Source organism: Bacillus sp. LSHTCR4 (genome assembly GCF_057197025.1).
The window spans coordinates 301,822-325,679 of the sequence record NZ_JBXUNO010000002.1 but is presented as its reverse complement, the minus strand read 5'-3'; the positions used below and the strand labels follow the sequence as shown (position 1 = coordinate 325,679).

23 protein-coding genes, 1 pseudogene and 3 other annotated features are annotated in these 23,858 nt (G+C 36.9%); of the genes and pseudogenes, 9 read left to right on the top strand and 15 right to left on the bottom strand.

Annotated elements, in window-relative coordinates; genetic code table 11:
- Nucleotides 1–9: 9 nt before the first annotated feature.
- The 6 genes from brnQ6 to zapA all read right to left on the bottom strand — a co-directional run bounded on the left by brnQ6 (nt 10) and on the right by zapA (nt 7,666).
- The gene (gene brnQ6 / locus AC2CGR_RS15355; RefSeq protein ID WP_087968419.1) at nt 10–1,335 is read right to left on the bottom strand and encodes a branched-chain amino acid transport system II carrier protein BrnQ6; all 1,326 of its coding nucleotides are present in this window, start codon (nt 1,333–1,335) and stop codon (nt 10–12) included.
- A 117-nt stretch (nt 1,336–1,452) separates the two neighbouring features.
- Nucleotides 1,453–1,708 (bottom strand) — a binding site (T-box leader).
- 108 nt (nt 1,709–1,816) lie between these two features.
- Nucleotides 1,817–2,506: a 23S rRNA pseudouridine(2604) synthase RluF gene (locus AC2CGR_RS15350; RefSeq protein WP_087968418.1), complete on the bottom strand. Its 690-nt coding sequence runs from the start codon at nt 2,504–2,506 to the stop codon at nt 1,817–1,819.
- Nucleotides 2,507–2,701: 195 nt separating this feature from the next.
- Entirely contained in the window at nt 2,702–5,062 is a 2,361-nt protein-coding gene (locus tag AC2CGR_RS15345) for an endonuclease MutS2 (protein WP_484480979.1), read from the bottom strand.
- Between the two features lie 19 nt (nt 5,063–5,081).
- Entirely contained in the window at nt 5,082–6,800 is a 1,719-nt protein-coding gene (gene polX / locus AC2CGR_RS15340) for a DNA polymerase/3'-5' exonuclease PolX (RefSeq protein WP_000867555.1), read from the bottom strand.
- A gap of 55 nt (nt 6,801–6,855) precedes the next feature.
- Complete coding sequence (locus tag AC2CGR_RS15335) at nt 6,856–7,395, bottom strand: CvpA family protein (RefSeq protein ID WP_000565408.1); 540 nt, start codon at nt 7,393–7,395, stop codon at nt 6,856–6,858.
- Between the two features lies 1 nt (nt 7,396).
- Complete coding sequence (gene zapA, locus AC2CGR_RS15330) at nt 7,397–7,666, bottom strand: cell division protein ZapA (RefSeq protein WP_377892001.1); 270 nt, start codon at nt 7,664–7,666, stop codon at nt 7,397–7,399.
- A gap of 124 nt (nt 7,667–7,790) precedes the next feature.
- Here zapA and rnhC point away from each other — a divergent pair, with 124 nt between their 5' ends.
- From rnhC to AC2CGR_RS15315, 3 genes are all read left to right on the top strand, one after another.
- The gene (rnhC, locus tag AC2CGR_RS15325; RefSeq protein WP_087968417.1) at nt 7,791–8,726 is read left to right on the top strand and encodes a ribonuclease HIII; all 936 of its coding nucleotides are present in this window, start codon (nt 7,791–7,793) and stop codon (nt 8,724–8,726) included.
- Nucleotides 8,727–8,842: 116 nt separating this feature from the next.
- Nucleotides 8,843–9,112, top strand: a complete 270-nt coding sequence (locus AC2CGR_RS15320) for a hypothetical protein (RefSeq protein WP_000924591.1) — start codon at nt 8,843–8,845, stop codon at nt 9,110–9,112.
- Nucleotides 9,109–9,360 carry a hypothetical protein gene (locus AC2CGR_RS15315; protein WP_000994755.1) on the top strand — a complete coding sequence of 84 codons (252 nt, stop codon included), beginning with the start codon at nt 9,109–9,111 and terminating at the stop codon, nt 9,358–9,360. Before AC2CGR_RS15320 ends, AC2CGR_RS15315 begins: the two co-directional genes overlap by 4 nt.
- A 41-nt stretch (nt 9,361–9,401) precedes the next feature.
- Here the strand turns inward: AC2CGR_RS15315 and AC2CGR_RS15310 are convergent, their stop codons facing one another.
- The 5 genes from AC2CGR_RS15310 to AC2CGR_RS15290 form a co-directional block, all read right to left on the bottom strand.
- Complete coding sequence (locus AC2CGR_RS15310) at nt 9,402–9,536, bottom strand: YuzL family protein (RefSeq protein WP_000039588.1); 135 nt, start codon at nt 9,534–9,536, stop codon at nt 9,402–9,404.
- Nucleotides 9,537–9,635: 99 nt separating this feature from the next.
- The gene (asnS, locus tag AC2CGR_RS15305; protein WP_484480978.1) at nt 9,636–11,027 is read right to left on the bottom strand and encodes an asparagine--tRNA ligase; all 1,392 of its coding nucleotides are present in this window, start codon (nt 11,025–11,027) and stop codon (nt 9,636–9,638) included.
- Nucleotides 11,028–11,079: 52 nt separating this feature from the next.
- Nucleotides 11,080–11,331: a binding site (T-box leader), on the bottom strand.
- A 123-nt stretch (nt 11,332–11,454) separates the two neighbouring features.
- Nucleotides 11,455–13,875, bottom strand: a complete 2,421-nt coding sequence (pheT, locus tag AC2CGR_RS15300; RefSeq protein ID WP_484480977.1) for a phenylalanine--tRNA ligase subunit beta — start codon at nt 13,873–13,875, stop codon at nt 11,455–11,457.
- Between the two features lie 18 nt (nt 13,876–13,893).
- Nucleotides 13,894–14,928 carry a phenylalanine--tRNA ligase subunit alpha gene (gene pheS, locus AC2CGR_RS15295; protein ID WP_000388217.1) on the bottom strand — a complete coding sequence of 345 codons (1,035 nt, stop codon included), beginning with the start codon at nt 14,926–14,928 and terminating at the stop codon, nt 13,894–13,896.
- A gap of 44 nt (nt 14,929–14,972) precedes the next feature.
- Nucleotides 14,973–15,201: a binding site (T-box leader), on the bottom strand.
- Nucleotides 15,202–15,249: 48 nt separating this feature from the next.
- A complete protein-coding gene (locus AC2CGR_RS15290) occupies nt 15,250–16,047 on the bottom strand; it encodes a TrmH family RNA methyltransferase (RefSeq protein WP_270184761.1) in 798 nt (265 codons plus the stop codon).
- Nucleotides 16,048–16,129: 82 nt separating this feature from the next.
- Between AC2CGR_RS15290 and sspI the strand changes: the two genes are divergently transcribed.
- The 3 genes from sspI (at nt 16,130) to AC2CGR_RS15275 (ending at nt 17,926) form a co-directional block, all read left to right on the top strand.
- The gene (sspI, locus tag AC2CGR_RS15285; RefSeq protein WP_000009513.1) at nt 16,130–16,339 is read left to right on the top strand and encodes a small acid-soluble spore protein SspI; all 210 of its coding nucleotides are present in this window, start codon (nt 16,130–16,132) and stop codon (nt 16,337–16,339) included.
- 176 nt (nt 16,340–16,515) lie between these two features.
- A complete protein-coding gene (locus AC2CGR_RS15280; protein WP_000554788.1) occupies nt 16,516–17,073 on the top strand; it encodes an HD domain-containing protein in 558 nt (185 codons plus the stop codon).
- A 139-nt stretch (nt 17,074–17,212) separates the two neighbouring features.
- Nucleotides 17,213–17,926 (top strand): CPBP family intramembrane glutamic endopeptidase, encoded by a 714-nt coding sequence (locus AC2CGR_RS15275; RefSeq protein ID WP_484480976.1) that lies wholly within the window; start codon nt 17,213–17,215, stop codon nt 17,924–17,926.
- A gap of 27 nt (nt 17,927–17,953) precedes the next feature.
- Here AC2CGR_RS15275 and AC2CGR_RS15270 read toward each other — a convergent pair whose 3' ends face one another.
- Both AC2CGR_RS15270 and AC2CGR_RS15265 read right to left on the bottom strand, forming a co-directional pair.
- Nucleotides 17,954–18,979 (bottom strand): DUF4179 domain-containing protein, encoded by a 1,026-nt coding sequence (locus tag AC2CGR_RS15270; protein WP_484480975.1) that lies wholly within the window; start codon nt 18,977–18,979, stop codon nt 17,954–17,956.
- A gap of 21 nt (nt 18,980–19,000) precedes the next feature.
- Nucleotides 19,001–19,543: pseudogene (locus tag AC2CGR_RS15265) on the bottom strand (sigma-70 family RNA polymerase sigma factor).
- A gap of 145 nt (nt 19,544–19,688) precedes the next feature.
- On the opposite strand from AC2CGR_RS15265, the gene AC2CGR_RS15260 reads away from it, so the two are divergent.
- On the top strand, nt 19,689–20,060 hold the full coding sequence (locus AC2CGR_RS15260) for a DNA-binding protein (protein WP_484480974.1): 372 nt from the start codon (nt 19,689–19,691) through the stop codon (nt 20,058–20,060).
- A 38-nt stretch (nt 20,061–20,098) separates the two neighbouring features.
- Nucleotides 20,099–20,455, top strand: coding sequence for an ammonia permease (locus AC2CGR_RS15255; protein WP_484480973.1), 357 nt, complete (start codon nt 20,099–20,101; stop codon nt 20,453–20,455).
- A gap of 20 nt (nt 20,456–20,475) precedes the next feature.
- On the opposite strand, the gene AC2CGR_RS15250 is transcribed toward AC2CGR_RS15255, so the two are convergent.
- A complete protein-coding gene (locus AC2CGR_RS15250; RefSeq protein ID WP_270184759.1) occupies nt 20,476–22,275 on the bottom strand; it encodes a DHA2 family efflux MFS transporter permease subunit in 1,800 nt (599 codons plus the stop codon).
- Nucleotides 22,276–22,287: 12 nt separating this feature from the next.
- Nucleotides 22,288–22,941: an HlyD family secretion protein gene (locus AC2CGR_RS15245; protein WP_001071404.1), complete on the bottom strand. Its 654-nt coding sequence runs from the start codon at nt 22,939–22,941 to the stop codon at nt 22,288–22,290.
- 297 nt (nt 22,942–23,238) lie between these two features.
- Between AC2CGR_RS15245 and AC2CGR_RS15240 the strand changes: the two genes are divergently transcribed.
- Nucleotides 23,239–23,856 carry a TetR/AcrR family transcriptional regulator gene (locus AC2CGR_RS15240; protein ID WP_000023665.1) on the top strand — a complete coding sequence of 206 codons (618 nt, stop codon included), beginning with the start codon at nt 23,239–23,241 and terminating at the stop codon, nt 23,854–23,856.
- Nucleotides 23,857–23,858 lie beyond the last annotated feature (2 nt).

Sequence of the window (23,858 nt, the reverse complement as noted above, 5' to 3'; positions counted from 1 at the left end):
CTCTTTTCTCTATTTTTCTACAGCAACTTCTTGCTTTTGAAACTTAGAAACTATATAACCAAATCCTATACCGATTATGCCTGGAACTAACCAACCAATTCCTACACTATATAATGGAATCTTATCTAAAATAGGTGCTAGCGCTGCAATTTGAAGGTTTGCATTGTGTAACCCATCAAAGAAACTTATTGCAAATGCTCCTACAATCCCGCCCACATACATCCCTAATGGAAGACGAACGTAGTTTTCAACAAGTGATAATACGATAAGTACGATTCCAATTGGATAAATTGCGATTAAGATTGGTAATGCTAATGCATTTAACTGAGTTAACCCAAGGTTTGCTACCATAAATGCTAATACACAGAAAATGAAAACGACTTTTTGATAAGAAAGCTTTGGTAATAAAGAAGAGAAGTAATCACCACAAGCTGCAACAATACCTACAGAAGTTGTTAAACATGCTGCTGTAATTGCGATCCCTAGTAATAAAGTTCCGTAGCTACCAAATAAATGATTCACGACATTTGTTAAAATAATTCCTCCGTTTGCGCCCATTCCAAGTGACACACTAGAAGCTCCAAGATAAGCAAGTGCTAAATACACAAGTAGTAGACCAAGCGCTGCAATAAATCCTGCAAAGATTGTTACTTTTGCAATACTATTTTTATTTGTAATGCCTTTTTCTTTTAACGCATGAATTACAACATTTCCGAATACCAGTGCTGCAAGTCCATCTAAAGTTAAATATCCATCAATAAATCCTTTAAAAAGAGGAGCACTATACGCTTCTGTCGGTGCACCAAATTCTCCAATTGGTGTAATAAGTGCTTTACCTACAATAATTGCAATAACAGCTAATAATATTGGAGTTAGCACTTTACCAATACGACCCACTAATTTCGAAGGATTTAAAGCTAAATAGAAAGTGACTGCAAAGAAAATAAGTGTAAAGATAACAAGTGGATATGATTGACCAGCTACCTCACTTGGTAAAAATGGTGCGACACTCATCTCATAAGCTACTGTTCCTGTACGTGGCACACTTACGAATACGCCTAAACATAAATAAATTGCAGTGATAAAAACAAGTGCGAATATAGGATGTACACGTCCTGCTAACTCATTAATATCTCCCTTTAAAGCTATAACAATTACTCCTAATAAAGGTAGTCCAACGCCTGTTACGATAAAACCAAACAATGCGATCCATACATCTGTTCCAGCGCCTTGTCCTAATGCTGGTGGAAAAATCATATTACCCGCACCGAAAAATAGTGCAAATAACATTAAACTTATTGCAAACATCTCAGAAAACTTTAAAGATGATTTCATTTCTACTAACCTCCTAAATAATTATAAATTAACAAAATATTCTGAATTAAAATCCGTCACATATCCTCTTTCAAGCATACTTCCCCGTAAAAGAACGCAAAAAACACCCGTCCCTAACAAAGGGACGAGTGTTGAAATCGTGGTTCCACCCTTATTCTAATAAAATGAATTTATAACGAAATAAGCTCATTTTATAGCTCGTGTAAATTGATAACGGTTTTATCCGCCAAGAATTACAATGCATCATGTATGCAGTTCACTCTTGAAGTTTAGAGGTGGTAAGCTTGTCTTTTCGTATTAGGAAGCTCACAGCCTAAGGCTTCCCTCTCTGAGAATCGTAAAATACAACTCATGTCCTCATCATTACTTTTATAAAATATCTTGTCGAAACTTGTTGTTTTTTATTATATGGGCTATTTTTTAAAAAATCAATAGTTTTATTTTTTCTGACAAAAAAATATAGGGAGAAAATTTTTCCTCCCTATAACTGCCCTATTAAAATTTCTAACTCTTCAGCTGTAACGCTCCGCCACTTTCCAACTTCAAGCTCATTTAGCTCTATATTCATAATGCGTACTCGCTTTAACTTTGTTACAGTAAACCCGAAAGCTCGACTCATTCTACGAATTTGTCTGTTCATTCCTTGCGTTAAAACGATGCGAAATGTAGACTGATCCACTCTCGTCACTTTACATGGCTTCGTCATTCCATCTTTAATCTTTACACCGCTGGACATCTCATCAATAAACCAATCCGTAAAAGGTTTATCGACTGTGACAACATATTCTTTCTCATGCTCATGATCACCGTGTAAAATTTGATTCGCAATCGCACCGTCATTCGTTAATAAAATAAGGCCTTCTGACGCTTTATCTAATCGCCCAACTGGAAAGATTCGCTCTGGGTAATTGATATAATCAATAATATTATCTTCAATATGATCAGCTGCTGTACAAGTAATGCCAACTGGCTTATGAAAGGCTATATACACCTTTTCTTTCTCTTCCTTTACAATAACCCGTCCATTAATCGTTACTACATCATCATCACTTACAATTGCACCGTGCGTACATATTTCGCCGTTAATAGCCACGCGTCCAGCTTTAATAAGGCGATCTGTTTCACGTCTGGAGCATGATTTTGCTTCGCTTATGTATTGGTTGATTTTCATGTTTTATTCCTTTTCACATATATTAAAAGCGTCAATCTATGGCAATATCATTCTGCCACGATTGACGCTTTTTCACTTCGCAAAAACAACTAAATAAATAACCCCAATCACCAAAAATATTCCGCAACAAGCTAACAATACTTTTGCAAGTTTGTCCATAAACATATAATGGTTTCCCCTTTGTTTCGTTGTTTTCTATTTTAATTCGACAACTGTTACGCCTAGGCCTCCCTCGCCCATATCACCGTAACGGAATGTTTTCACACCGCGATGTTTCTTCAAGTAATCTTGTACACCTTGGCGAAGCGCTCCTGTTCCTTTACCGTGAATGATTGATACGCGAGGATAGCTTGCAAGCTGGGCATCGTCTAAGTATTTCTCGACGCGCGCCATTGCATTTTCAAATCGTTCACCACGAAGGTCAAGTTCTAACGAAACATGATAGTCTCTACCTTTTACTGTTGCTACTGCTTTTTTCTCTGTTTGTTTCGGTGTGTTAATGTATTCCATGTTAGATTCTTTTACTTTCATCTTCAGAATACCGATTTGTACGCTCCACTCTGTATCACTTACTTTTTCAAGCAATTGACCTTTTTGACCGAACGTTAATACTTTTACTTCATCACCTGCACGCAACTGTTGTTTTGGCGCAGTGTTTTTCACGTTTACTTTTTGTTTCTTCACAAGCTCTGGCGCTGCGCCTTCTAAACGGCTCTTCGCTTCAATTAGCTCGTGATCTTTCACGTTTGCAAGCTGTGCTTTACGCAACTGACGAAGTTCTTGAATAATGCCTTCTGCCTCTTTCTTTGCAGCTTCGACTTTTTCTTCCCCTTCTTTTTGCGCTTTTAATAATCGCTCATCACGATCTTCATTAAATTCAATGATTTGACGCTGTAATTCGCGATGCAGTTTTTCAGATTGCTTGCGAAGTGCTTCTGCTTCGTTCCAGTCACGCTCTGCGTTCTTTTGACTTTCTTCTAACTTCGCAATCATATTTTCAATTTTGTTTGTATCTGTACTAATGTGGTTACGAGCTTGATCAATCACGCGATCAGATAATCCAAGACGTTTCGAAATTTCAAAGGCATTACTACGTCCTGGTACACCGATTAATAATTTATACGTTGGACTTAATGTATTTACATCAAACTCAACGCTCGCATTAATAACTTGCTCTCGGTTATATCCGTATGCTTTTAATTCTGGGTAATGCGTCGTAGCAACAACGCGAGCACCACGATTACATACTTCATCTAAAATTGAAATGGCTAGTGCAGCCCCTTCTTGCGGGTCTGTTCCAGCACCTAATTCATCGAATAAAACTAAGCTTTCAAAATCAGCTTTTTCTAAAATATCAACAATGTTCACCATATGTGAGGAGAACGTACTTAAACTTTGTTCAATCGATTGCTCATCACCGATATCAGCAAAGATATTCTTGAATACACAAATCTCTGACTCATCCATTACTGGAATATGAAGGCCAGATTGCGCCATTAATACACAAATACCAACTGTTTTCAGCGTAACTGTTTTACCACCTGTATTCGGTCCTGTAATAACAATTGTCGTGAAATCTTTCCCTAACATAATGTTATTTGGCACAATAATTTCTGGATCAATAAGCGGATGACGCGCTTGTCTTAAATCCATGTAACGCTCGTTGTTTACGATTGGTTTCGTTGCTTTAATACGCTTCGCATAGAAAGCTTTCGCAAAGATGAAATCAAGATTTGCAACTACCTCTACGTTTGATAAAACGATATCCGCTTCTACTGCCACTTCTTCTGTTAACATCAATAAGATGCGTTCGATTTCTTGTTTTTCTTTCACTCGTGCTTCTTGCAGTGCGTTATTTAATTCTACAATGACTTGCGGTTCAATAAATAACGTTTGTCCAGAAGCTGATTGATCGTGAACAATACCGCCATATACGCCGCGATATTCTTGTTTTACTGGGATTACGTAACGTTCGTTACGAATCGTTACAATCGAGTCAGACAACATCTTTTGCGCGTTTGAAGAGCGCGTCATATTTTCTAATTTTTCACGAATACGGCTTTCCGCAGTACGAATTTGAGTACGAATACCACGCAGTTTATCACTTGCGCTATCGACTACTTCACCGCCATCACCGATGCAATTTGTAATTTTCTTTTCTAAATCATATAAAGATACAATTTGAGCGACGTGAGTTTCTAAAATCGGAAGCTCGACACCGTTATCAACCATATCTTCAATGAAACGTTTCATATTACGACTACCATACATCGTATTCGCAATATCAAGTAATTCATTTGGACTTAACATACTTCCAATCTTTGCACGCTTCACATTTGAGCGAATATCCGTAATGCCACCTAATGGTGCACTGCCTTTTAAACGAATGACTTTCGCTGCTTCATCCGTGGTATCTTGCATCTCTACAATTTCTTCAAAATCAGTACTCGGCACTAAATTCTTCACTTTGTCACGACCAAGTGAAGATGCTGTATGTTCAAGTAATTGTTCTTTTACTTTATTGTATTCTAATACACGCAACGTTCTTTCTAACATGTTGCAGGTCCCCCTTGTGTTACTTATTACGTTTAATATAGTCTAATAAACGTTCAATATCCCACGTGTTAATCACGTTATCTTTTTGAATCCAACCTTTACGAGCTGCCGCTACACCTGTTTCCATATCTTCTAACATTTCAAGTGTATGAGCATCCGTATTAATCGCTACTTTTACACCAGCATCTTGTGCTTGTTTTAATAATTTTGCGCTTAAATCTAGACGGTTTGGATTCGCATTTAATTCTAAAACTGTATTTGTTTCTTTTGCGAGCTCAATTAATAAATCTGTATCTACATCATAACCCTCACGGCGTCCAAGAAGACGTCCTGTCGGATGAGCAATCATTGTGACATGCTTATTCTCTAGCGCAGCACGAAGACGTTTCATAATTGTTTCACGGTCTTGTGAGAAGCTAGAGTGAATCGCTCCAATGACATAATCTAATTCAGCTAATACTTCATCATCAAAATCAAGCGAAGCATCCGGTAAAATATCCATTTCAATTCCGCGTAAAATTGTAATGTCTGGATACTTTTCATTCATACGTTCAATTTCTTTCGCTTGTTCACGAAGGCGCTCTTTCGTTAAACCATTCGCCACTTTCAAGTATTGTGAGTGATCAGTAATTGCCATAAACTTATATCCACGAGCACGGCACGCTTGTACCATCTCTTCAATTGAAAAAGCGCCGTCACTCCATGTTGTATGCATATGTAAATCACCTTGTATATCAGAGAACTGAATTAAGTTTGGATACTCTTTAATTAATTCAATTTCTTTTCCATCTTCACGCACTTCTGGCGGAATAAATGGAAGACCGAAATGAGCAAAGAATTCTTCTTCCGTCTCGAATGTTTTCACTTCACCTGTTTCCAAGTTCTCTACACCGTACTCACTAATTTTCTCGCCTTTATCTTTTGCGATTTGACGCATTTTTACGTTATGGTCTTTTGATCCTGTGAAATGGTGAAGAGTTGTAATAAACTCTTCTGGTTTTACTAAGCGGAAATCAATTGAGATATCATATTCATACTGAAGACGAACAGAAACTTTCGTATCCCCGCTCGCGATTACTTCAATCATATTATCAAATTGTAGTAAATGCTCACGTACTGCAGCTGGTTCTGTCGTTGCAATAATAAAGTCTAAATCTTTCACTGTTTCACGAACGCGGCGCAAACTACCAGCGCGAGAGAAACGGATTACTTCAGCAATATTCGACAATTTCTCCTCTATTTCCCCGGCAATAGGCAATACCATCGCAATTGGTAAACGCTCTGGACGAGAGCCTACTTGATCGATTGCTTCTAATATTTTCTCTTCTGTTTTTTTACCGAAACCAGCTAAAGCTTGTACTTTATTTTCCTCACAAACCGCTTTTAGCGATTCCATATCAACAACACCAAGTTCTTTATATAACTTAGCTACCTTTTTACCACCAAGGCCTGGCAATTTTAATAACGGTAATAAGCTACTTGGCACTTCTTGTTCAAGCTCTTGTAATACTTCAGATGTTCCCGACTCTATATATTCTTGAATAACTGCTGCTGTTCCTTTTCCAATGCCCGGAATCTTCGTGAAATCTTCAATCTCAGAAAGACTACGATCATCACTTTCTAGCGCTGCTGCCGCTTTACGAAATGCAGATATTTTAAATGGATTCGCGCCCTTTAATTCCATAAAAAGCCCGATTGTCTCTAATAATTTAATCACTTGTTTTTTATTTACTTTCATCATTGTCCCGCCTTTCTTTCATAGAAAAAAACTTCTCTTTCCGAAAAAAGAGAAGTTATACTCTGCTACCTGTCTGCCATAGTTCCTTCACCTTTTCAGAGAGAATCGGTGTATCGTCTACAATTATTTTGCTAATTGATGATTGTTGTAATGGTGTTTGTAATTGTTCAATCGGAAGAATGTTTCCAATGATAATTAAGACAAACAAAATAATATATACTTCTAAAAATCCGAGGATTGCCCCCGCAAACGCATTTACTTGCTTTAAAACCGGTATTTCTGCAAACATATTTAACAAATTACCAAGTAATGAAAGTGCAATTTTTGTGATAATAAACAATATGATAAACGCAAGCGCTTGATAAAATACTGTCTCAATATTATTTGCATCAATCCATTCTGGAACAGATACGTTTTTATCAAATGGATACGGAATAAATTTCGCAAGTGCTGGCGCTAAATCTTTACAGTACCAGTATGCAACAAGGTATGCGATAATAAAGCTTGTTAACTTTACAAGTTGCAGAATAAACCCTCTGCGTAAGCCGAGGAAAAATCCCATAACAAGCAGTAAAATGATAATAATATCAATCATGTTATTCCATTCCTTTTTTTGTCATACTTTCTTTCAATTTCTCATATTCTTCTTTTAATTTTATGTAATCGTGTATGACGTTTACCGCCGTCAATACCGCTAGTCTACTCGTGTCAAGCGAAGGATTCTTGGCATTGAGTTCGCGCATTTTATCATCCACAATCGCTGCTACCATGCGGATATGACTTGTACTTTCATCGCCAACAACTGAATATTGCTGACCATAGATTTCTACATTAATTCGACTTTTCTTTCCCTTTTGTTGTGACAACTCACCGGCCTCCAATCACGTACAGAATCCTAAAGTTTATCATACCATGAACCTTCATAATATGGAAACAGAAAGAACAATCCGATATGATAAAAATAACAATATAAAAAAAGGGGTGACTCTTATGTCAAATTCTATCGTAATTCAAACAAATTCTACAGTAATTGAAGACATGAAACAACAATATAAACATTCGCTTAGCCCGAAAATTCCACAAGGCGGAATCTTCATGGCAAAGGTGCCATCTTGCACAATTACAGCGTATAAATCTGGAAAAGTAATGTTCCAGGGCGGACGTGCTGAAGCAGAAGCTTCTCGTTGGCAAACTGTCTCTCACGCCCCGAAAACAGCTATAAAAAAATCTGTCGATTCACACCGTTATGCACCGCCTGCTTCCATCAGTACAATGTCTATCGTAGGATCAGATGAGGTTGGTACTGGTGATTTCTTCGGACCGATGACAGTCGTTGCTGTATATGTGGATGCGAAGCAAATTCCACTACTAAAAGAACTTGGTGTAAAAGACTCTAAAAACTTAAATGACGATCAAATTACTGCCATTGCGAAACAACTTCTACACGTTGTTCCTTATAGCTCTCTTGTCCTTCATAACGAAAAATATAACGAGCTATTTGATAAAGGAAACAACCAAGGTAAGTTAAAAGCTTTACTACACAATAAAGCTATTACAAACTTATTAGCTAAAATGGCACCTACAAAACCTGAAGGCGTCTTAATCGACCAATTCACACAACCTGATACATACTACAAATATTTAGCAAAACAAAAGCTGGTACAACGTGAAAATGTTTACTTCGCGACGAAAGGCGAAAGTGTCCATTTAGCAGTAGCCGCTGCCTCCATTTTAGCTCGTTACTCATTCGTGAAACAATTTGACGAACTAAGTAAAAAAGCTGGTATGCCCCTTCCAAAGGGTGCTGGTAAACAAGTTGATATCGCTGCCGCTAAATTAATTCAAAAGCTTGGTAAAGAACGATTACCTGAGTTTGTGAAACTGCATTTTGCTAATACAGAGAAGGCATTTCGCTTATTAAAATAGTATCGACAAAAACAGGAGCCTACAAACTCCTGTTTTTTGTTTCATCCTACTATTGTCCTTATAGTTTTGTTATAATCATAATATACAGATTATTCTAACACAGGAGGGAATCCCCATTGCTACTTATACAAATGATTCTAAATATTTTACTAGGTAATCCACACGAAAGACAGTTTGAAATTAGGGAAAACATTCAGCTACTAAGTGAACAACGAGCGTTCAACGATTTAATAGAGCGCTATGGCCGATCTTTCTTATTAAACTTTCGGATTCGGAGATTTATCGGGAAACACGATGCTCGCTCGTTAATACATAATCCAGCAAAACTACAACACTTCTGTGAGGAACTTGAATGTATGATTAGAAAAAGGAGGTTTTTCATATGAACGCTGTAAAAGTTAAAAAGGTACTTTATGCTTTCGTACACATCGTAGGTCCTCTTTCTTACCTCACTATTTCTACCATTTGGGGAGCTTTTTTCACTACTAAATCTACATTTGAAAATATATCTGATAATCTCGGCGTGATGGCCATCTATTACGTGTTCATAAGTTTACTGTGGTTTTTCTATTTAGATCGATTAGACAAAGATGTAGATAATATTACAAAAGAGATTCATGATAAAAAGATGTAATACATAAAAAAGGAGAGTCTTGGCGACTCTCCTTTTTTATGTTAGCTTCGTTTCTGCTTCTTATTAGATGAAGGTACTTTATGAGAACCTGTTTCATGTGTCGTCGTTCCTTGTCCTTCTACTTCTGGAGAACCTAGGCCCGATCTTGAATGATCTTTTTTCACTTTTTTACTCATTTATATTCACCCCTTCGCGTTACTTTTTGCTACGAGGGAATAAACTATACAATATGCAAAATAAAAAGCGAGAGGAAATCCTCTCGCTTTTTTCATATTTTAGAATTCAGAAGAACCTGGAGTTCTTGGGAATGGAATTACGTCACGGATGTTAGCCATGCCAGTGATGTACATTAGGAAGCGCTCGAAACCTAGACCGAATCCAGCGTGTTTTGTACCGCCGTATTTTCTAAGTTCTAAGTACCACCAGTAGTCCTCTTCGTTCATACCTAATTCTTTAATTCTGTCTACTAAAACGTCCATTCTTTCTTCACGTTGACTTCCGCCGATTAATTCGCCGATGCCAGGAACTAGAAGGTCAGTAGCAGCTACTGTTTTACCGTCTTCATTTAAGCGCATGTAGAATGCTTTAATGTCTTTCGGATAGTCAGTTACGAATACAGGGCGTTTGAAGATTTCTTCTGATAAGTATCTTTCGTGCTCTGTTTGTAAGTCAATACCCCATTCTACTGGGTATTTGAAGTCAGCGCCTGACTCTTGAAGCACTTTAATTGCTTCTGTATAAGTGATGCGACCGAAGTCAGAGTTGATTACGTTGTTCATGCGCTCTAGAACTGTTTTATCAACGAAGCTGTTGAAGAATTCCATTTCTTCTGGTGCATGCTCTAATACGTATTTCATTGCATATTTCAGCATATCTTCTGTAAGGTTCATTACGTCACCTAATTCAGCGAATGCAATCTCAGGCTCAACCATCCAGAACTCAGCTGCGTGGCGAGTTGTGTTTGAGTTTTCTGCACGGAATGTAGGTCCGAATGTGTATACATCACGGAATGCTAATGCATAAGCTTCTGCGTTCAGCTGTCCACTTACTGTTAAGTTTGTTTCTTTGCCGAAGAAGTCTTTTGATTCATCAATTTGTCCGTCTTCACCTTTTGGTACGTTGTTTAAATCTTGTGTTGTTACGCGGAACATTTCGCCAGCACCTTCTGTATCACTACCAGTGATGATAGGTGTGTGAACATGTACGAATCCACGCTCTTGGAAGAATTGGTGAATCGCAAATGCTGCGATAGAACGTACGCGGAACGTTGCAGAGAATGCATTTGTTCTTGGACGTAAGTGAGCGATTGTACGTAAGTATTCAAACGTATGACGTTTCTTTTGAAGTGGGTAATCAGAATCTGATAAGCCCTCGATATCAATTTTTTCTGCTTTAATTTCAAATGGTTGCTTCGCTCCAGGCGTTGCAATTACTTTACCTTCTACTTTAACTGAAGAGCTAAGTGGAAGTTTTGCAATTTCTTTGAAGTTATCTAATTCTGTATCGAAAACGATTTGAACGCTTTTGAAGAAGCTACCGTCGTTTAATTCGATGAAACCAAATGCTTTTGAATCACGTAAGTTACGAATCCACCCTGATACTTGTACTGTTTGACCTGCGTATTTATCTGTATCTCTATACAGACTTTTTACTAATGTGTTTTCCATAGTGAAATTCTCCTTTGCTGATATATTTAAATACAAAAAAACCTTTCATCCATAAAGGGACGAAAGGTTAAACTTCGCGGTACCACCCAATTTGTCATAAAGACCAACTTTAACTCGTATGTAATACATACTTCCCGGTTTGTAACAGGCCGGATTCCCGTCTAAGTCTACTCTTGAATACAAGATTCAATTTCGGTTAGCAACTCCAAGGTGTTCTTCACATATACCGCCTCATCAGGCTCTCACCGTCCCTGACTCGCTTTGGATTATAGTATATACTACTTTTCCTTATCATCGTCTTTCATTTTGTTAAACTAAAATTAATGTACTACATTCGAGAGAAAGATGCAAGACGCCTAAAAATATATCGACGATTTTTACAATCGCTCCATAAAAAAATTGCCGGCATAAATCCGGCAATTTCTTATTACTTACGTAACTCCGCACCAAATTTCTCTTCTACCGTTGTTAATACACGGTTATGTGCTTCTGTTACTTCTTCGTCTGTTAACGTACGTTCTGCATCGAAGTAAGTCATAGAGAATGCAAGTGATTTCTTGCCTTCTTCCATTTTTTCACCTTCGTATAAGTCGAATAATGTTACGTCTTTCAGAAGTTCTCCACCAGCTTCAGCAATAACTTGCTTCATTTCGCCAGCTTTTGTTTCTTTCGTTACGACAACAGCCATGTCACGTATCATAGATGGGAAACGTGGAATTGCTGCGTAGTAAGTTTCTTCTGCGTCTGCACTGAATACTTTTACAAGAGATAGTTCGAATACGAATGTATTTTTCACATCTAATTGTTTTTCTGCTTCTGGGTGCAATTGACCGATGAAACCAATTACTTCGCCATCTAATACGATGTCAGCTGTACGACCTGGGTGCATACCTTCACGTTTTGCTGGTGCATATGTGATTTGGTTTGAAACGCCAAGTACGTCAAATAGACCTTCTAGTACACCTTTCACAACGAAGAAGTCTACTACTTTTTTCTCACCTTGCCATGCATGGTGAAGAGCAAGACCTGTCATAACACCTGCAAGATGTTGTTCTTCTTTCGGAAGTTCTCCTTCTTCTGTCGGTAAGAAGATAGAACCTACTTCGTATAAAGCAACACTGTCGTTTTTACGTGCAACGTTGTATGAAACTGCTTCTAACAATTGTGGTACTAAGCTTAAACGAAGTTGGCTGCGTTCTTCACTCATTGGAAGTGCAAGAGCTACAGGCGCTTTTTCGTTTGGCTCCACCATATATTGTTTCGCTTTGTCAGCGCTTGTTAATGAATACGTGATTGCTTCATATAAACCAGCACCTTCTAAGAAGCGACGTACTTTACGACGTTTCGTTTGCGCTGCTGTTAATTTACCACGTGTCATCGTTCCAGAAGGTAATGTAACTGGAATGTGATCATAACCGTATAGACGGCCCACTTCTTCTACTAAGTCTTCTGAAATTGTAATATCAGGACGACGTGCTGGTACATTCACGTGGAATGTTCCTTCTACTTCTGTGAATGGGAATTTTAAGTTTGTGAACATTGTACCCATTTCACTTGCAGAAATATTTGTACCTAATACACGGTTTACCTTCTCAGCAGTAACAGATACTGTACGCTCTTGTACTTGTAAGTTGTCAGCTTCTACTACACCTTCAAGTGCTTCACCGCCAGCGTATTTTGCCATTAAAGCAGCTGCGTGTTGAATTGCTTCAAATGTACGTGTTGGGTCGATTCCTTTTTCGAAACGTGCACTTGATTCACTGCGAAGACCTAAGTCTTTTGATGTACGGCGCACTGTTTGACCTGCAAAGTATGCAGATTCAATTAGAACGTTTACTGTCTCATTTGTAACTTCTGAATCCGCTCCGCCCATTACACCAGCAACTGCTAAAGCTTTTGTTCCGTTTGTAATGACAAGATGGTGGTCTTGTAACGTACGCTCTTGATCATCTAACGTTTCAATTTTTTCGCCTTCTTTTGCAAGACGAACAACGATTTCTTTTGAACCTAATTTATCGTAATCGAATGCATGTAACGGTTGACCGTATTCCATTAGAATGTAGTTTGTAATATCAACTACGTTGCTAATTGGACGAATGCCAGCTGCCATAAGGCGAGTTTGCATCCACATTGGTGATGGACCAATTTTTACGTTCTTCACCATTTTTGCAATGTATAATGGATTTTCTTCTTTCGCTTCTACACTTACAGAAATGTAATCAGCAGTTTTTTCTGCTGTTTCTTGTAAGTCGATAGCTGGAAGTTTTACTTCACGGCCGTAAATAGCAGCTACTTCATATGCAACACCTAACATGTTTAAGCAATCTGCACGGTTTGGTGTTAAACCAAGCTCAAGTACTTCATCATGTAAGTTTAAAATTTCAAGTGCATCTGCACCAACTTCAGCGTCACTTGGGAAGATGAAGATACCATCTGCATATTCTTTTGAAACTAACTTTCCATCAATGCCAAGCTCTTGAAGAGCACAAACCATACCGTGAGAAGCTTCACCACGTAGTTTTGCTTTTTTGATTTTGAAATTACCAGGAAGTACAGCGCCAACTTTTGCAACTGGTACTTTTAAACCTTTTGCAATATTAGCAGCACCACAAATAATTTGAACTGGTTCTTCTTCACCGATATCGATTAAACATTTGCTTAATTTATCAGCTTCTGGGTGTTTTTCACATTCTAATACGTGACCAACTACAACACCTTTTACACCTTTATTTAATACTTCAACGCCTTCTACTTCAATACCACTTTTCGTGATTTTGTCTGCTAGTTCTTGTGCCGTTACATCTTTAATATCTACATACTCTTGTAACCAACGATATGATACGAACATACTTATCCTCTCCTTCCCTTACGCTCGTTTGAATTGTTGTAAGAAACGTACATCATTTGTATAGAAATGACGAATGTCATCTACGCCGTATTTCAACATTGCGATACGCTCTGCGCCCATACCGAATGCGAAACCTTGATATTCTTTTGAATCATAACCAGCCATTTCAAGTACGTTCGGGTGAACCATACCTGCGCCTAAAATTTCAATCCAACCAGTTCCTTTACAAGTGCCGCAACCTTTGCCGTGACACATCATACAAGAAATATCCATCTCTACAGATGGCTCTGTGAATGGGAAGAAACTTGGACGAAGACGGATTTCACGATCTTCACCGAACATCTTTTTCACGAATACTTGCAGTGTACCTTTTAAGTCACTCATGCGAATGTTTTTATCGATTACAAGACCTTCAATTTGCATGAACTGGTGTGAATGCGTCGCATCATCGTCATCACGGCGATACACTTTACCAGGACAAATAATTTTAATTGGGCCTTTTTCTTTATTATTTTCCATCGTACGTGCTTGCACAGAAGATGTATGTGTACGTAGTAACGTTTCTTCTGTAATGTAGAATGTATCTTGCATATCACGCGCTGGGTGATCTTTCGGTAAGTTTAATGCTTCGAAGTTGTAGTAGTCTTTTTCTACTTCTGTTCCTTCAGCTACTTCATAACCCATACCGATGAATACATCTTCAATTTGTTCAACAACAGCTGTTAACGGATGGTGACAGCCTGTTTCAACAGGACGACCTGGCAGTGTAACATCAATTGTTTCAGTTGCTAATTTCGCTTCAATTACTGCTTTTTCTAAGTTACCAATTTTGTCGTCTAGACGCGTTTGAATCGCTTCACGTACTTCATTTACTAATGCTCCCATACGTGGACGCTCTTCTGCTGATAATTTTCCCATGCCGCGTAATACTTCTGTAATTGGGCCTTTTTTTCCTAAATACGCTACGCGTACGTCGTTTAAGCCTTTTAGCTCTTTCGCTTCTTCAATAAGCTCTAACGCTTTTTGCTTTAGCTCTTTTAAACGTGCTTCCATTTTGGAACCCTCCTAATTTTAAAAATAAAAAAACCTCGCTCCCAAAAAGGGACGAGGTAAATTCGCGGTACCACCCTAAATTGACAGAACATGTCTGCCCACTCATTAGTTATAACGATCAATTCTGACCGGAACGCCTTTACATATACATGGTCCTGGCGTCAACTCCAGAGGTGAATTCACTTCCGTCTACCATAAGAATGCTTTCAGTCTACGGCATTCTCTCCCTATATGGCGATTTTGTAAGCTACTCTTCTCTATCAACGTTTTTCGTTATTTAACTTTTAATATAATGCACTTCAACTTATTATAAGAAGTTTTTTATTGGTTCGCAACCGGGCTTTGCAAATAATACGTTAAAATCCCTGCTGCAACTGCAACATTTAATGATTCTGCCCCGCCGTAAATCGGAATATACAAGTTTTGGTCCGTTTTTGCAAGAATTTCTTGGCGTACGCCGTTTCCTTCATTTCCTACAATTAATGCAAAACTACTAGCTGGTGTTACTTTCCCATACGGAACTCCATTTTCAAGAGCTGTTCCATATACAGGAACGTTATTTTCTTTTAGCTTGTCTACCCATTCTTCTAAGTTCCCTTTTACAATTGGTAAGTGGAAAATAGAACCTTGTGTAGAACGGAGTACTTTACTATTATAAACATCAACACAACCTTCTCCAAGCACAACGGCATGAATACCAGCTGCATCAGCTGTACGAATAATTGTCCCTAGGTTACCTGGGTCTTGCAGGCCATCTAATAAAAGAAACTTCCCATCAGTAAGAACTACTTCACTCTCGTGTTTCTCACAAACAGCAAATACACCTTGCGTCGTTTCTGTTTCACGAAGTACTTTTACGATTGCTTCCGGTACGATATACATTTCTACATCATTAACTGTCCAATCTTTCGGAAGGTCTGTCTGATCTGAAACGATAAGTTCTGTTACAACTCCTGCCTTTAAAGCTTCCTCAACTAAGTGGAATCCTTCTACAAAAAATAAACCTTTTTTATCGCGCTCTTTTTTCGTTTGCAGCTTTTTCCACTGCTTCACACGCGGATTTTGTACTGAATCAATGTTTTTCATAATATGTATTTCCCTCTCTTCTTGTCTTATCATTATAGCCTATTTTTCATACATATTTACATAAAAAAGAACAAAAACTAACGTCAGTTTCAATTCTGAAGAAGAGGTGAAAACAATGAGTTTTAATTTACGCGGTGCTGTATTAGCAAATGTATCTGGTAATACACAAGACCAATTACAAGAAACAATTGTCGATGCAATTCAAAGCGGTGAAGAAAAAATGCTTCCAGGTCTTGGTGTTTTATTTGAAGTCATTTGGAAAAATGCTGATGAAAATGAAAAGCATGAAATGTTAGAAACACTAGAGCAAGGATTAAAAAAATGAGCAATTTAAAAATCACCTTTGCATAAGCTAAGGTGATTTTTTTGCTGAAAATTTTTTTCTTCTCCTAAACATTTCTACTTTACTAACGAACTATGATGGAGTACAATGTTCAAAATACATTTAAACCGATCGATTTTTCTTCATATACACCATAAGATAAAAGGAGTGAATGTTTTATGCACCGTATTACGCTTGAACAAATTTTTAAACACCATATTACACAAAAATACGTAAATCGTTCTGGGATGGTCCACGCGATTGCTGTCGCTTACCATGCGTTTCACTTAGCTAAAAAGCATCACGCCTCAGTCGATGCTGCGACAAAAGCCGGTTTCCTTCATGATATCGGACACCATACGTGGTACACAGGCGGCGAATGGGACTATGATTTATATAAAAAGAATGATATACACGCAATTAAAGGAGCAGAAAGAGCTCATAAATTGCTTATTAGATTAGGAGAGCACCCTAAACTAGCAAAAGAAATTTCTATCGCAATTCTTCTTCATACAGATTCTTTCTTAGTGGAACAAGAAATTGAAAGAACATCTCTGCAAAATATTATTAAATGGGCAGACGAAGCAGATGAAGAGCCGGGCGGAGCGCATCATTATCGAACAATTTCTTATGAAAAAGCACTAAAAGCAATTCAACAGTTAGACCGATTGGTAGAGCGTGAATTACAAATAGAGCAATCAAAATCTAATAACAAAGCAGAACATAGTTATCAATAAGAAAGAGGCATCACTATAGGGTGATACCTCTTTTATTATTTTATGGAAAATACACCTTTATATGTAATATTTAAATGTTACACCCGAAAACAATATGCTCTATAATTAAATATACAAATATAAAGAGGTGATTTTACAAATGCAACCCGCTACACAACTTTCTAATGAACAGAAATACTCTATGTCATGGGGACAATTTATTAGCTCCGTTTTATTCGCTTTTTTCGGAACCGGACTTATTACTGTGTTCCTCGCAATGCCAGTAACAATTTATACAGCAGGTCTTACAGATAAAAAACAAATTGCCCTGTATGAATCTATTGCAAATACTGCAAGTATCGCATTACAACTAGCCGTGTTGTTATTCTTCATTTTCAAATTCGAACCTGCAAAAAATTTACTACTAAAATCTTTTAACTTTACAGCACTTAAAGAATGGCGCACATATGTATACTTACTTCTTTTCTTCATTATAAACATCGTACTCAATTACATACTGCTAAATTATGTATTCCAAGACGCAACGAAGCAGCAATCTTCCGCACTAAACTTAGATGTCTTTAAGCAGTATCAAATATTATTACTTCTCGGTTTCGCCATACTCACACCTATTTTTGAAGAGCTTATTTTCCGTGGTTTTATACTTCGCTTCTTCTCAGAACGCTTTCCATTTTGGCTTGCAGCCATCGTAACAAGTTTCTTCTTCGGTATCGCTCATACATACTCACTTGGGGTAATGGTCATTACTTTCTTTATGGGATTATTAATGGCGATTTTATGTAAAAAAACAAAGTCCATTATTCCAGCTATGTTATTTCATATTATGAATAATATGTTGGCATTCTTGAGCTAAAAAGAGGTATCATCGCGATACCTCTTTTTACTCTTTTATAACAACTTCAAACTCTTCTTCCATTAGCACTTTTCGATAATTCGTTTTCTTTTCTCCTTCTTCACCAGAAGTTAGAACAGGCGTCAGTATAATTTTCGTTACACTATTTTCTAGTTTTTCAAAACGCCAATAACTATTTTTCGATAAGGTAAGACCTGAATGTGGTATTAACTCTTTACCATCTTGATCTTTTCCAATAAATGTTACATCTAACTTTGTTCCATTCAACATCTTATAGTTCAATTTCGTAGATATAGGAGACACTTTCAAATCTTCTACTTCTATTTTTTGACCATTCTCCAATTTAAATTGTTTATGGATTGGTATTGTTTTCGTTTCAGCTTTTAATTTGTCTCCAGATGCTTTGAAGGAAAAGCCCCATTCTCCTTTCCATGTTGAATTCCCCTCTTTTAAAGAGATATCCCTATACACAACTTGTATATCACATTCTCCACGGATTTCTAGAGGATTCATTTCATCATCTTTTAAATCTACATTTGAGAAAAATGTATATGTGTATTCATTTATTTTTTTGTCTCCGCCACTACCGCTGCCATTTAACAGTTTTCCATTTATATAAATATCAGGGCTAGGATAAGAGTCCTCTAAATTGACCCGACTAGACTTAAACGTACTATTAACAATAATCTGTCCCTCATCTATCATCACTTCGTCTAATCGTACTTCTACACCGTTATCATAAACTGTTTGTCCTATTGTCGTTTTATATTCTTTTAAAGGTTCTCCTCTACTGTTTACGTAGTCCTCCATTTTACTTCCGATTAACGGTATATCTGCAATCATCCTTCTCATATCTACAGTCATCATCATAATAAATAGTGCCGCGGCCGTTGTTACAATAGCTATATTCCGTTTCGTATGGGCTTTGTTCTTGTTTATTTTTTTGTGAATTCGCTTTTTTATTTTCTTTTTCTCTATGTGCGTTAAGTTAATCTCTTCATATTCATTCTCATCCATTTTTATATCATTTAACATTTCATATGGATCTTTCATTTCCTTCACCTCTTTTCTTATTTATTTCATCCGGTTATGTAAAAATAATGCCCTTAACTTCTTTCGACCTCTTGATAGACGATTGTATATAAAAGAAGTTTTCACCCCCATTTTCTCCGCAATATCTTCTACACTATCCTCTTCCACGTAATGCTTCATAAAGATTTCTTTATCGTTCTTCTTTAAATGATTTAATATATGTTCCATATCATTACTAATTTCTCTTTTAGTAGTATCGGTATGTACCGCTATTTCATCTATTTGGTCTATCCCTTTTTCCTTTACTGTCTTCGCATATTTTCTCGCATAATCGATAGATTTATATTTTGTAATAGCTGCAATCCAATTTTTTAGCGTATTTTTCTCTTCATCATACTTTTCAATATGATTCCAAATTGCCAATAACACATCATCCATACATTCCTCTTGCACATCTTCAAACGAAGCTAAATGCTTCTAAATAATACTTTTTATTAGTCCGCTGTACTGGTCGATAATAAAATATAATGCTTTTTCGTTTCTTTTCCTTAGCTGATTCACAACATTTTCTTCTGTAATTTTCATATGTTTCCTCCTCTCTCACATGCTCTACATCTATTAATTCGTATCGTTATTACTCATTTCTATCAATTTATACATATTTATTAATAATATCCAAAATAAACCTCATGTAGTAAAATATAACTGATTACACAGAAGGAGACTATACATGTTGAGCTTACTTTGGATTGTTTATATGCCACTTCTTGTTTTATGCGGATTTTTCGGTGGTATTTTTTTAATTGTTACTAGCGTGAAACACCGTAAATTATTTGTCGGTTTAATGGGGCTACTTAGCTTTTCCTTTGTCACACTACCTTTTGTTTTTTGGGGCATGGGTGTGGAGCGCAATACAATCCTCCCTATTTCAACTACTTTATATTGGATACTGTTTTCTTTAACTGGATTATTAGCTGGAGTAAGTGGGTTACAAGCAAAAATTAAAAGTATCCGTAATATGGGATTCATTATTTTTATTACTGGTATATTAGGGGTTATTTTCTGGGTACTCATGTCTGTAGGTGATTCATTCTATATATAACATTTTTTTGAAACCCACAAATCGGAGGTAATACAGAAGTGTTTGGAATATTAACTTGGATGATTTTAGCTCTTACTTTCATGTTATGCGAATTCATCGTCGGCATTTTTTTAATTATTGCTGGCATGAAACATCATAAATTACTTACTATTATAGCTGGTTTCATTAGCATATTACTTATCGTTGTTCCTATTGTTTGTATAGGTTCTGGAATAGATTTAGAGGGGATGATTCCAATTTCGGGAACTTTATATTGGTGCTTCTTCTCTTTAGCTGGACTATTAGCCATTATAAGCGGAAGAGAAATATCGAGTATTCGTTCTATGGGGACGATTTTGTTTATAACAGGGCTGTGCTCCGTAACTGGTTATCATCTTTTATATGTAACTGCATAAAAAACAAAAAAGCAGGGAAATTAATTCCCTGCTTTTCTATTTGGTTTATTGCCTGATGGTAAGAAGAATGATAACACCCAAGCAATCCCTGCGAGTATCGTTGCAATTAAGAAGGCATCGTTAATACCGTTAATTGCAGATAACTTTGAAATTTGTCCGAATAATAGTTGCGTGCTCATCGCATCTCCTGCTTGCGCTGATCCAGCTAAGGCCGCTAAGCTTTGCCCCATACCATGTACTTTATCAACTAAAATTGGATTTGACGTCGTTAACATATTCCCGTAATCTGCTACGTGAGCAGTCGTTTGTTGCGTCATAAGTGTAATTAAAATCGCTGTTCCGATTGAACCCGCTACTTGTCTTGACGTATTTTGTGTTGCTGTACCGTGAGAAATTAATTTCATCGGCAGTGCATTCATACCAGCTGTCATAATCGGCATCATAATGAATGACATACCAATCGAACGTATAATATAATCCGTCATAATAACGCTATACGGTGTATCCATCGATAATTTCGTAAATTCATATGTCGCATACGTCGTAATTGCCAATCCAATTATCGCTAATGGACGAATACCATATTTATCGAATAATTTACCCGCTACTGGTCCCATGATCCCCATAATTAATGATCCTGGAAGAAGTAGTAAACCAGATTCAATTGGCGTAAAGCCACGAATGTTTTGCAGATATACCGGAAGCAATAACATACCTCCGAATAATGCCATCGTAACGATTGCATTAATTACTAAAGTAAAAGTAAATACCGGGTATTTAAACACTTGTAAATCAAGCATTTTATTGTCCGTTGTTAACTCTCTCCAAATAAATAACGCTAAACCAATTACACCGATAATAAGTGAAATAACAACTTCGGCACTAGTCCAACTATTATTTCCAGCTTCACTAAATCCGTACAGCAAGCTTCCTAGTCCAATACTTGAACTAACAACACCAAATACATCTAATTTTGTTTTAGACACTGGCTGAGCTAGTGTAAAGAATTTTAAAGATAGGAACGTAATAATTAAACCGATAATAAACATTGCATAGAACATTAAGTTCCAGCTGTAATTTTCAATCACCCAACCTGTTACAGTTGGTCCGATAGCTGGTGCTAAAATCATTGCTACACCTAGTAATCCCATCGCTGCTCCACGCTTATGAGGCGGGAATAATGTCATGAAGATATTCATACCAACCGGCATTAAAATACCCGCACCAACCGCTTGAATTACGCGGCCTGTCATCATCATTGTAAAGTTTCCTGAAATAGCACAAATGATAGATCCTACCGTGAAGAATAACATTGCTGCTACGAATAATTTACGATACGTAAATCGCGAAACTAAAAAGGCACTAATCGGTACTAAAATACCATTTACAAGCATGAAACCTGTAATTAACCATTGTGCTGTTGAAGTTGATACGTTAAATTCATTCATTAACGGAGGTAATGCAACGTTAATGATTGTTTGGTTTAAAATAGAAACGAACATGCCGAGAATTAATACTGCTACAACTGCTTTTACGTTCACATTCTCTACAGGCGTAGACATTTGTTTTTTCGGCACTTCTTTTTCTTGTTTTACTTCTTCTTGCTTTCCTGTTTCTAACTCAACTACATTAGAAATTTCCGGTTCTTGCTTTTGTACAATTTCTTTCTCTTCTGTTTCAACTTTACTTACTTCTATTTTACTTACGGCTGGGACTTGTTCTTCTCCCATTTTCGTTTTTTTCTTTCGTAAAAGACGATTTACAAGGAAGAAGACGATTATACAAAATAGTGCATATCCTGCAATTACAATTGAGGACATCTCATCTCCCCCTTACTTATGAATACGAACTGTCACATTCATGCCAGGAACAATATTTACTGATTTGCTATGATCTAAAGAAATTTTAACTGGTACTACTTGTGTTACTTTCGTATAGTTCGCTGTTGCGTTGCTTGATGGTAACATAGAGAATGTGTTCGCTGTTGTTAAACCAACTTGTTCTACTTTTCCTGTTAACGTTGTATCTGGGTATGCATCTACATACACATCTACATCTTGACCTTTTTGAACATCATCAACATCTGTTTCTTCAATATTTGCCGTTACCCATAAATTGTTCATATCAAATGCATAAGCAATCGGGCTACCTGCTCCAACGAAAGCATTTGTTGTCGCGTTTGATTGTACAACTGTTGCATTTTGTGGAATTGTTACATCTACTGTTTGTTCTCCATTCGCTGCTGCTACAGTGACAGCACCTAATTTATCATTCTCGTTGTAGTTCTTACCTACTTCAGCTTTCCAGTCAGTTAATTTACCTGCTACTGGTGATGCAATCGGAATTACCTTTCCATCAATTTTTGCATTGTCTGTTTTTAAGTAATTTTCCGCTTGATTGTAATAGTAATAACCGCCAATACCGCCGCCAACTAGTACAATTAATGTGATAATGTTGATAATCACCATTCTTCGAAACTGATTCATTGCATTCCTCTCCTTATATCGCATATAATTTTTTTCTAAACTATTTACGTCCTTATTGTTTAGACTGTTTAATTGTTAATTATATTAACTTTTAAACAAAAAAATCACACCATCTGCGGTGTAAATCGAAATTTATCTACCTGCGAGCGGTGCTGATTTCTGAAGGACTATCGTTTATAATTATAAATAATTATTTTAAATCTACAACCGACAATTTACGTATGAAATGTCGCTTAAACAACAATATAATACCAATATGTTGTTTAAGTACAGAAAATTAAACGAGGGGAAATAAAAATGTCTATTAAAAATACAAATGATCCACGTGTAAAACGGACGAGACAACTCATACAGGATGCTTTTGTCGCTTTAGTAGGCGAAAAAGGGTTTGAAAATGTAACTGTTCAACATATTGCAGAACGTGCTCCTGTAAATCGTGCTACGTTTTATAGCCATTACCACGATAAATATGACTTATTAGACAAAAGCATTGAAGAAATGTTAGAGAAGCTAACAGAAGTTATTAAACCGAAAAATAGAAATAAAGAAGATTTTCAACTTGCATTTGATTCACCACACCCAAATTTCTTAGCTTTATTTGAACATATCGCAGAAAACGCGAACTTCTATAACGTCATGCTTGGTGATAAAGCTGCCGGAAACTATACGTATAAGATGATGAAAGCAATTCAAACACATTTAACATTAAGCCTCTCTATTTCACAACCTAATGATGAAAAATTAATGGTTCCACGTGATATTCTCATTAGTTATGTTACTGGTGCCCACCTCGGAATGATTATGTCATGGCTAAAAAGAGGGATGATATATACCCCGCATTTTATGGCCATGCAATTAACTCGTTTAATCATTTTAGGTGCTCATACTGCAGCCGGATTAGAACGACCTTTTTAAAA